This is a genomic window from Skermanella sp. (genome assembly GCF_059503625.1).
In genome coordinates this window covers 1-7994 of record NZ_JCACHA010000875.1, presented here as the reverse complement: position 1 = coordinate 7994, position 7994 = coordinate 1, and the positions used below count along the sequence as shown (strand labels likewise).

Sequence of the window (7994 nt, the reverse complement as noted above, 5' to 3'; positions counted from 1 at the left end):
CCCGCGCACCCTCGACCACGAAGTCGGTGATGAGCGCGATGGCTTCCGGATAGTTGAGCTTGACGCCCCGCTCCAGCCGGCGCCGCGCGACCATCGCCGCCATTGCGACCAGCAGCTTGTCCTTCTCGCGCGGTGAAAGGTTCATGGTTCCGTCCCTGCGTCAGATATTCGTTGGATACGAGCAAGCACTATCATATGCCCGATGGCTGCGATGTCATACGTCCCAAAGCCGGGGCAGCCGAGCCGGCAGCCCGGCGGCATGGGACCGGAATGCCGACCAGAAACGCGCATAATCGCGCCGGAGATGATGGGCGGGAGCGCCGATCCACCTGATCACCAAAAGGCCGTCGAAACAGGTCGCCGCCGCCCTGATGCCGGAGGACACCGCTTCCAGCAGGGAGCGCGCGGCATCCAGGTGCCGGTCCGCGTCGGGGGCTGCATACAGGATCGTGCCATAGGCGGCCGCTCCGCCGAAACAAGCGGGGTGATCGAGTATCTCAGCGATATCGCCGTCCAGATGGAGAGCGTCCGCCCAGGCCAGCCGCCCGTCGCGCCGGACTTCCCAGGCATCCCGCGCCAGCCCATAGGTGAACCTCTCGCCATGCGCCGTCCGGCCGAACACGAGCAGCTCGCCGGCCAATGCCCGCCCCTCGCCCGCGACATCGAGCGAGGTCGTCCGGCGCAGGCGCGCACCGTCGAACAGGATGGCTTCCTGCGGCAGCCACTCCATCCAGGCGCCGTCGCCGGCCCTGAGATCGGTGGAAACGACGACGTCCGGGCCGTTGGACCGGTAGACCTTCTCGGCCGCCTGGGTGGTGACCATGGCCCAGGCGCCGGCGCCGACCGACGCCGTTATGTCGAGCCGGTCGCCGCCGACCAGACCGCCCGACGTCGTGACCAGGGTTGCCAGTGCGACGTCGCCGGTGCGCGGGTTCGGGAACAGGACCCGCAGCGGATCGTGATGGAACAGGCGGACGAGCCGGGTAGCGCCATCACGTCGTTCGAAGGCGATCTCGGCGTTGCCGTGGATGGTGAGACGGGGGGAAGTGTCGGAGGAGGTGGTATCGGGTGAAGCGGTGCCGGCGAAGGACAGCGGGATATCCGGCGCCATCGTCAAAGGCGCGAAACGTCAGTAAAGGTCATCCTGTGTCATCCCTGCCAAGCTCTTGTCGCGGCATGATAACGCGGCAGGCGGCATGGTGAAAGGATATCCCGCATATCCGGTTGAACGCCCGCGCGTGTCCGCATGGGCGTACTACCTGGCGGTCACTGGTCGCGCGGCGAGACCACCGTGAAGCTGCTCATGTCCTCCTTCAGCCGCTCGACATCCGGAATCTGGCCCTTGACCAGGAAACATACGGTTTCCGCGATGTTCGTGGCGTGGTCGCCGATCCGCTCGATGTTCTTCGCGATGAACATCAGGTGGGTACAGGCGGTGATTTGCTGCGGCGACTCCATCATGTAGGTCAGCAGCTCGCGGAACAGGCTGGTATAGACGGCGTCCACCTCCGCATCGCGTGCCCGCACGGCCATTGCGAGGTCGTAATCCTCGTCGACATAGGCCTTGACCACGTCATGCACCATGGTGGCCGCCGTCTTGCCCATGCGGTTCAGGGACTTCATTGGCCCCGTGGGTGGAACCTGGGTCAGGGCCATGACGCGTTTGGCGCAGTTGCTGGAGAAATCGCCGACCCGTTCCAGGTTGGTGCTGATCTTGAGCGCCGAGATGACTTCCCGAAGGTCCTTGGCCATGGGCTGGCGGAGTGCCAGGACACGAACGACCAGCGCCTCGATTTCCGCTTCGTTCCTGTCCAGATCGACATCGCGAGCGATGATGCTGGTGGCGAGGTTCTCGTCGCGGGCGACCAGAGCCTCCATGGCGCGAATCAGCTGCTCTTCGGCCAGACCGCCCATTTCGGCGATCTTTCTGTGGAGAGTGGCGAGTTCGGCATCGAATGCGACCACCGTGTGTCCTGACGGCATGTTCCGCTTCCTCATAAGCAAATTCAATCCCGGCGGAAATTCAGCGACGCCGATCCCTTTTCCGGGTGCCGGGCCAACCAGCCGGCAACACGATATTAACCGCTATGCGTCAGTTTCTATACTGGCAAGCGCTTGACGTAGATATCTACCTGCACGGCCCTACGCAGTGAAACCGCTTATTACGCACTTCTCGAATTCTGGACAGGGCTCTTCATGACGCCGCACGAGCTGGTTGCCATCCTCGACAAGCATGAGCGCTGGCTCGCCAAGAAACCCGGCGGCATTCGCGCCAACCTGGCGATGGTCGACTTGCAGGGAATGCATCTGGCCGGCTCCACCCTGGAATCCTGCAAGCTGTCGGGCGCCATCCTGACCGGCTGCGACATGACCAACGCAAACCTCAGCTATTCGGACCTGTTCGCCGCCCATATGACGAAGGCCGACATGTCGGGCTGCAACCTGTACCGGGCCGACCTGCGCGGCGCCCATATGCGGGGCGCCCGCCTGAAAGGGGCGATCCTGCGGGAGGCGGACCTGCGCGGCGGTGCGCTGCTCGACCGCCGCTCCTCCGGCACAAGCGTCCTGAAGTCCGATTTGACCGGAGCCAATTTCGACGATGCTCTGCTGGCCCGCGCCAACCTGTCGGGCGCCGACATGTCGGAAGTGAGCATGTCGGGAGCGGATTGCCAGGGCGCCATCATGACGGGTGTCAACCTGAGCGGTTCCAACATCAAGAACGCCAACCTCTCCAAGGCCGATCTGAAAGGCGTGAACCTGTCGGGTGCCAACCTATCGGGGGCCATCCTTCGGGACTGCAACCTTGCCGGAGCGATACTGGCGGGCGCCATCCTGAAGAACGCCGATCTGCTGGGGGCCAAGCTCGACGGCGTCGATCTGTCCGGAGCCGACTGCACCGGCGCGAACATCGCCCGATCGGCGGAGAATTTCTCGCTGAAGATCCAGCGCAGCCTCGAGAGCCACTTCAACTGGATCAACAGCAACGGATCGTCAGGCCAGCGCGCCGACCTTCAGGGAGAGGATCTCGCCCATATCGATCTCAGCGGCGTCAACCTGTCGGGTGCCAATCTGAAGGGCATCAAACTGGTAGGAGCCAATGTTTCGGAGTCGCTTATGGTCATGTCCGATCTGTCGCTGTCAGACTTGCGAGAGTGCAACCTGAGCAATTCAACTTTGGATGGCACGAATTTTCGCGGCAGCGATCTCAGCGGAGCACGGCTCGATGGTGCGGAACTGGGCTCGGTCGATATAAAGGGTCCGGCCGGCAAAGCGACCGGAAGGATGTGGCCCGCCAATCTCAGCGGGACCAAGCTGATCGGCGCCAGTCTGGTGCGGACCAATCTCCGAGGCGCGAATCTGTCGGAAGCCGACCTCAGCTACGCCGATCTGACGGACGCCATCCTGATCGATGCCAATATCAAAGGCGTCAATATGGAGGGTGCCAAACTGGAAGGTGCCGTCTTGCCGGCGCGGGTGGATGACGACGATTGAAGAGACGGGCAAATCGCGGACGCGACAGATCCGGTGTCAACGAAGTCAGTCCCTGCATTGCCAGGGATTTGACCCGCCGCGTCGATGCACGCCTGATGTCGAACTTTGCCCGCTACGAATGAACGGGATTTAGAGTGAGTCGCTGCTGTCGCCCAGATTGATGATCATGCGATGAAGAAGATCGATCGCCAAAGCCAGATCGGCGGGCTCGATGCCGCGTGTCGCGAGATCGCTCACCTCGGCGGCGCAGGGCAGCAGCACTTCCCGGAGACTGCGTCCCTTGGGAGTCAGGTAGATGTTTACCTTGCGGCGATCATGCGGATTGCGCACGCGCTCGACGAGACCACGACGCTCCATGCTGTTCAAGGCCGTAACAGTCGTCGGCTCCATCATGCCGACACGCTGACTGAGTTCGCGTTGGGTCAGACCGTCTTCGTCCCACAATGCTCGAAGAAAAAACCACTGTCCCATGCTTACGCCATGGGCGGCGATCTTCGCCTGGAGAGAGCGCGAGAACGCGCGATGGACATCGCGAACCACATATCCAACGCTGTCGTCGGACGGGGGAATGGCTTGGCCAAGTGACCTTTCGGACGCGAAGAAAACCTTGCGTCCAATACTTGGTAACCTTTCTGGCATTTAGTCATTCTCTCTAGTCTGTGGCGGCGTACCTGTCGCGGCGCGGTTAACATTTGTCTCTGGTGTGATTGTCACACGCCTAGTACTCCCCGCCCCTTTCTACTTTTATTTCAACGACGATATCAATGGCTCTTATTATGCAGCGCTTCGGTACAGTTTAGAAGGATCATCGGCCCTGGAACAAATTTTTCTTCTCTGTAGTCTCGAAGCCCTGCCTGGCGATACTTGGTGGGCAAATAATTAGATATCAAACCAATTGACCATTTCGGATATAGCGGCAGCACCACTTCTGTTTATTGCGGCACCGCAAAGGACCCTAGACCGAGACTGTAAACTCTCTATTAATTGCAGGAAGCAAAGCAGGCATTTAGCTGCATGGAGCATAGCTGCCGCACGCATTCGGAAACCTTCGCCTAGAGCGGAATGAACGATTCTGCCGATCGCATGGCGTGGACGGAAATCAGCATGCCCCCATCAGGTCGCAGCAAAAATCACCCTGCGAGGGAAAAATCCAGCTATCGATTATTGATCAGCCGCAGGACATCCAACGGTAAAGTATTTTTAGATCTAACAGATCAAAAACATCTGAGAATTCATTAACGTGATTACTACTTACATAACTGAATATCATTCTAAGAAAGCAAAATCCACTTACCAAAATCCTGAAACGCTCTACTCACCTCAGTCAATCAAGCTTGGCAGGACCATCGCGCCTGGCTGCAACTTTAAGGTTTCAAACAGGCCGGCAGGTGAACCGTCCACAGATGGAGATCTTCACAGCTGCATAATCGGGCAATCGGGAGAAAATGTCGCAGGCTAGCCTCGCGCGCCAGCCTCGAGATTCCTGAACAGTTCACCAACTCATCAACCGCGCATCCAAATCGATAGTGGTTGTTTTTGCATTCCGATGCATGTAATCCTGCCTCCGTTCGGATAATTGAATAACTTTTTCCTTTGCACCCGAACTAATGACTGAAAGACTATGCTCGCTGCCACGCGCAGATTTACCGTCCGGATGACGATCCAGGCGCTTGCCTTGCTATGCCTTATCGGCATCGCGGAAGGAGCCGACAAACGTCGCCATACGCCCGAAAAGATGCTGCCTGACGACAGCCAGCAGGCCCTTGGCCTGCCTGGAAGCGGAAAGCCTGGGGACGTGATCGTCGAAAGCGATCACTCCAGGCAAGGCAACGCGCTGGAAATCGCCTTCAGCCGGCGTGCCGGACAATCCATGAGGCTGTACGGCTACGATGCCTTCGCTGCCGCAGCGCATGCGACACCTCCTGCGTTCGGGACCGCGCAGAGCGACTACCTGCTCGGGCCGGGCGACGAGGTCAGGGTTACGATCCATGGCGGCAAGCACGACAGCAACCGCCGCTATACGGTCAACAGCAACGGCGACGTCATCGTTGACCAGTTGCGCCCGCTGACGGCGGCGGGCCTCACGCTCGGAGATTTGCGCCGGCAGATCGAGCGGGAGGTCGAAATCACCCTGTCGGGACACGAAGCTTTCGTGTCGCTGGATGGGATGCGGCGGATGGGCATACTCGTAACGGGCGCCGTCGCCCGTCCCGGCCGCCACGAGGTTGCCGGATCCGCGACGGTGTTCGATGCACTGGTGGCGGCGGGCGGCGTCGACAAGCTCGGCAGCCTGCGCGACATCAGGCTTGTCCGCGCCGGTTCGGCGAGTTCCATCGATTTCTACGGTCTGCTCCAAGGTAACGACGGCGCAGACCCGGCACTGCGGGACGGCGACCGGATCGTCGTTCCGCCGATAGGGCCGACCATTGCAGTCGCGGGTCAGGTTAAGCGCCCTGCGATTTTCGAACTGCCGGCCGACGGACATCCGTTCCGGCGGGAGAGTGCCTTGGCTTTGGCGGGTGGACCGGTTCTGCCCGGGCCGGCCAGGATAGTCCTGTTCACGATCTCCGACGAAGGAGCCGAAAAGCCGGTCGAGTCCGATGCCGGGGACGGCGCGACGATAGCCGGCGGCTGGGCTCTCGCGGACGGCGACCTGTTGCTCGTATCACCGGCTCACGATATGCGCGTCGGCAGTGTCGCGATCGCAGGCCATATCCGACACCCGGTCCTCGCGCCCTGTCCGAGGTAGAGACCTTGGGAGGCCTGCTGGAAGGGGCCGACCTGCTGCCGGAGCCATACCTGCCGTTCGCGATCCTCGGGACGACCGACCCGGCGACACTGGCGCGAGTGATGGTCCCGGTCGATCTCCAGGCGGTGATCGATGGCCGCACCGACGCGATGCTGAACGACGACGACACTCTTATAGTGCTCAGTTCCAGGGACGTCGCATTCCTGTCTTCCACGGCGGTCGTCGGGCTTCTGCGCGCACGGGGCAAAGGATCGGCAGGGACGCAAAACAACTGCGCGGGGGTGGCGGTGCTGGCTCGCGGGATCGCCGCCGACCGGGCGGGAGTCCTGGCGGGAAGCCCATTGGCAAGGGCGGCTTCCGAGCTGCTCGCCATGCCGGCGCCCTGCCCCCCGCGTCTTTGACGAGCACCCGGACCTGCTGACCTTCGCACTCAAGCACTCGGTCCTGATGCGCAGCGGTGTCGCCCGCCCGGGCTTGTATCCCGTCGCCGGACAGGCCGACATAGCGGACTTGGCGCGCAGTGCCGGCGGGAGCGGAGAACGGCTGTCGGTGGTCGACGGCGCCGGAGCGCCTAAACGGAAGACCGACCAGCAAGGGGCCAGGCGCGGCGACATCGTCGATGCGAACACTCCCTTGTTCGAACTTGGAGGCCATGTCCGTTTTCCCGGAATGCGACCGCTTGCGGGAGCCGGAACGCTGCGTCAGGCACTGGGCGACGGCACCCAGAATCTCGCCGGCCTCTATCCGTTTTTCGGCGTCATCGAACGGCAGGACAACAGCCGGATGACCAGGCGCCTGATCGCGTTTTCACCCCACGAAGTCATCTCCGGCGTGTCGGACCGTCCGCTTGCGGAGGGCGACCGGATCAGGCTGTTCGCCATGGAAGATATCCGCACGATCATGAAAGCCGAACGCCGGTCGGAACTGGAAAGGACCGAACTGGAGAAAGACGCAAGCGAGACCTCGGCGGGCTTGGCCGTGACATCCCCCGTCGGTCGTGCATCGGCTCATGAAGAGGCCGGTTCGGCAGTCGCGGACATCGGGCTCCGCAGCCTCATGGCCGAACAGGCGGTCATCATCCATGGTGCCGTCAGACAGCCCGGCAACTATCCGGTCGAAGGACGGGTAAGACTGGAATTGCTGCTGACGGTTGCGGGCGGCATGACGGCGCAGGCGGATGTCGACTCCATAGAAGTGATGTCACCCGATGCTTCGCCCGCTCCGGGGACGGCCACGAGCGAGAGGCGCGTTGTCTCTCTTCAGGCCGCCAACGGAATGACCGCCGAAATAGGTTCGGGAGACGTCATCCGCGTCAATCAGATCTTCAACGACAGGGAAGCCTACGCAGTGCTGGCTCAAGGCGAAGTCAAGCGGCCCGGGAGTTTCGAGGTCGTTCGGGGCGAGCGTTTGTCCTCGTTGCTCGTCCGGGCGGGCGGATTGACCCAGGAAGCCTATCCGGCCGCCGCCATCTTCACCCGGGAAAGTGCCCGTCGCCAGCAGGCGGAAGCCTTTACCAGCGCCGCCCGCAACCTGGACCGTGAACTCGCCATGATTCTGATGAAACCCGACCCGCCGCCGGCAGCGCAGATGGCGCAGGCACGTCAACCTTCGGATGAACTGCGCAAGGCACAGCCGGCAGGCCGGATCACGGTCGAGGCGGACCCGGCCATGCTGGCCGTCCATCCCGAACTCGACGTGGTTCTGGAGGCAGGCGACAGGATCTATTTTCCCAAGCGTTCCCTGACCGTCACCG

Annotated in this window: 8 protein-coding genes; 4 read left to right on the top strand and 4 right to left on the bottom strand. The window is 61.9% G+C overall.

Translation table 11 applies throughout. From position 1 onward, the window contains the following. From AC5JJ6_RS31855 to phoU, 3 genes are all read right to left on the bottom strand, one after another. Positions 1 to 145, bottom strand: a 145-nt coding sequence (locus AC5JJ6_RS31855) for an urease subunit gamma (RefSeq protein WP_496045897.1), incomplete at its 3' end; no start/stop codon positions are given. 69 nt (positions 146 to 214) lie between these two features. Further along, positions 215 to 1111 (bottom strand): urease accessory protein UreD, encoded by an 897-nt coding sequence (locus tag AC5JJ6_RS31850; RefSeq protein ID WP_496045896.1) that lies wholly within the window; start codon positions 1109 to 1111, stop codon positions 215 to 217. Between the two features lie 155 nt (positions 1112 to 1266). Beyond that, entirely contained in the window at positions 1267 to 1983 is a 717-nt protein-coding gene (gene phoU, locus AC5JJ6_RS31845) for a phosphate signaling complex protein PhoU (protein WP_044436313.1), read from the bottom strand. A 213-nt stretch (positions 1984 to 2196) separates the two neighbouring features. Here phoU and AC5JJ6_RS31840 point away from each other — a divergent pair, with 213 nt between their 5' ends. Beyond that, the gene (locus AC5JJ6_RS31840) at positions 2197 to 3492 is read left to right on the top strand and encodes a pentapeptide repeat-containing protein (protein WP_496045895.1); all 1296 of its coding nucleotides are present in this window, start codon (positions 2197 to 2199) and stop codon (positions 3490 to 3492) included. 129 nt (positions 3493 to 3621) lie between these two features. Here AC5JJ6_RS31840 and AC5JJ6_RS31835 read toward each other — a convergent pair whose 3' ends face one another. After that, positions 3622 to 4131 carry a MarR family winged helix-turn-helix transcriptional regulator gene (locus AC5JJ6_RS31835; RefSeq protein ID WP_496045894.1) on the bottom strand — a complete coding sequence of 170 codons (510 nt, stop codon included), beginning with the start codon at positions 4129 to 4131 and terminating at the stop codon, positions 3622 to 3624. Positions 4132 to 5113: 982 nt separating this feature from the next. On the opposite strand from AC5JJ6_RS31835, the gene AC5JJ6_RS31830 reads away from it, so the two are divergent. The 3 genes from AC5JJ6_RS31830 to AC5JJ6_RS31820 all read left to right on the top strand — a co-directional run. After that, entirely contained in the window at positions 5114 to 6241 is a 1128-nt protein-coding gene (locus AC5JJ6_RS31830; protein ID WP_496045893.1) for a polysaccharide biosynthesis/export family protein, read from the top strand. A 5-nt stretch (positions 6242 to 6246) separates the two neighbouring features. Then, positions 6247 to 6642, top strand: coding sequence for a hypothetical protein (locus tag AC5JJ6_RS31825; RefSeq protein ID WP_496045892.1), 396 nt, complete (start codon positions 6247 to 6249; stop codon positions 6640 to 6642). A gap of 46 nt (positions 6643 to 6688) precedes the next feature. Continuing rightward, a partial coding sequence (locus AC5JJ6_RS31820) for an SLBB domain-containing protein (RefSeq protein WP_496045891.1) occupies positions 6689 to 7994 on the top strand: 1306 nt, incomplete at its 3' end.

Coding starts and splice junctions, on each gene's coding strand:
- AC5JJ6_RS31850 (WP_496045896.1), bottom strand. CDS start 1,111: ATGGCGCCGGATATCCCGCTGTCCTTCGCCGGCACCGCTTCACCCGAT.
- phoU (WP_044436313.1), bottom strand. CDS start 1,983: ATGCCGTCAGGACACACGGTGGTCGCATTCGATGCCGAACTCGCCACT.
- AC5JJ6_RS31840 (WP_496045895.1), top strand. CDS start 2,197: ATGACGCCGCACGAGCTGGTTGCCATCCTCGACAAGCATGAGCGCTGG.
- AC5JJ6_RS31835 (WP_496045894.1), bottom strand. CDS start 4,131: ATGCCAGAAAGGTTACCAAGTATTGGACGCAAGGTTTTCTTCGCGTCC.
- AC5JJ6_RS31830 (WP_496045893.1), top strand. CDS start 5,114: ATGCTCGCTGCCACGCGCAGATTTACCGTCCGGATGACGATCCAGGCG.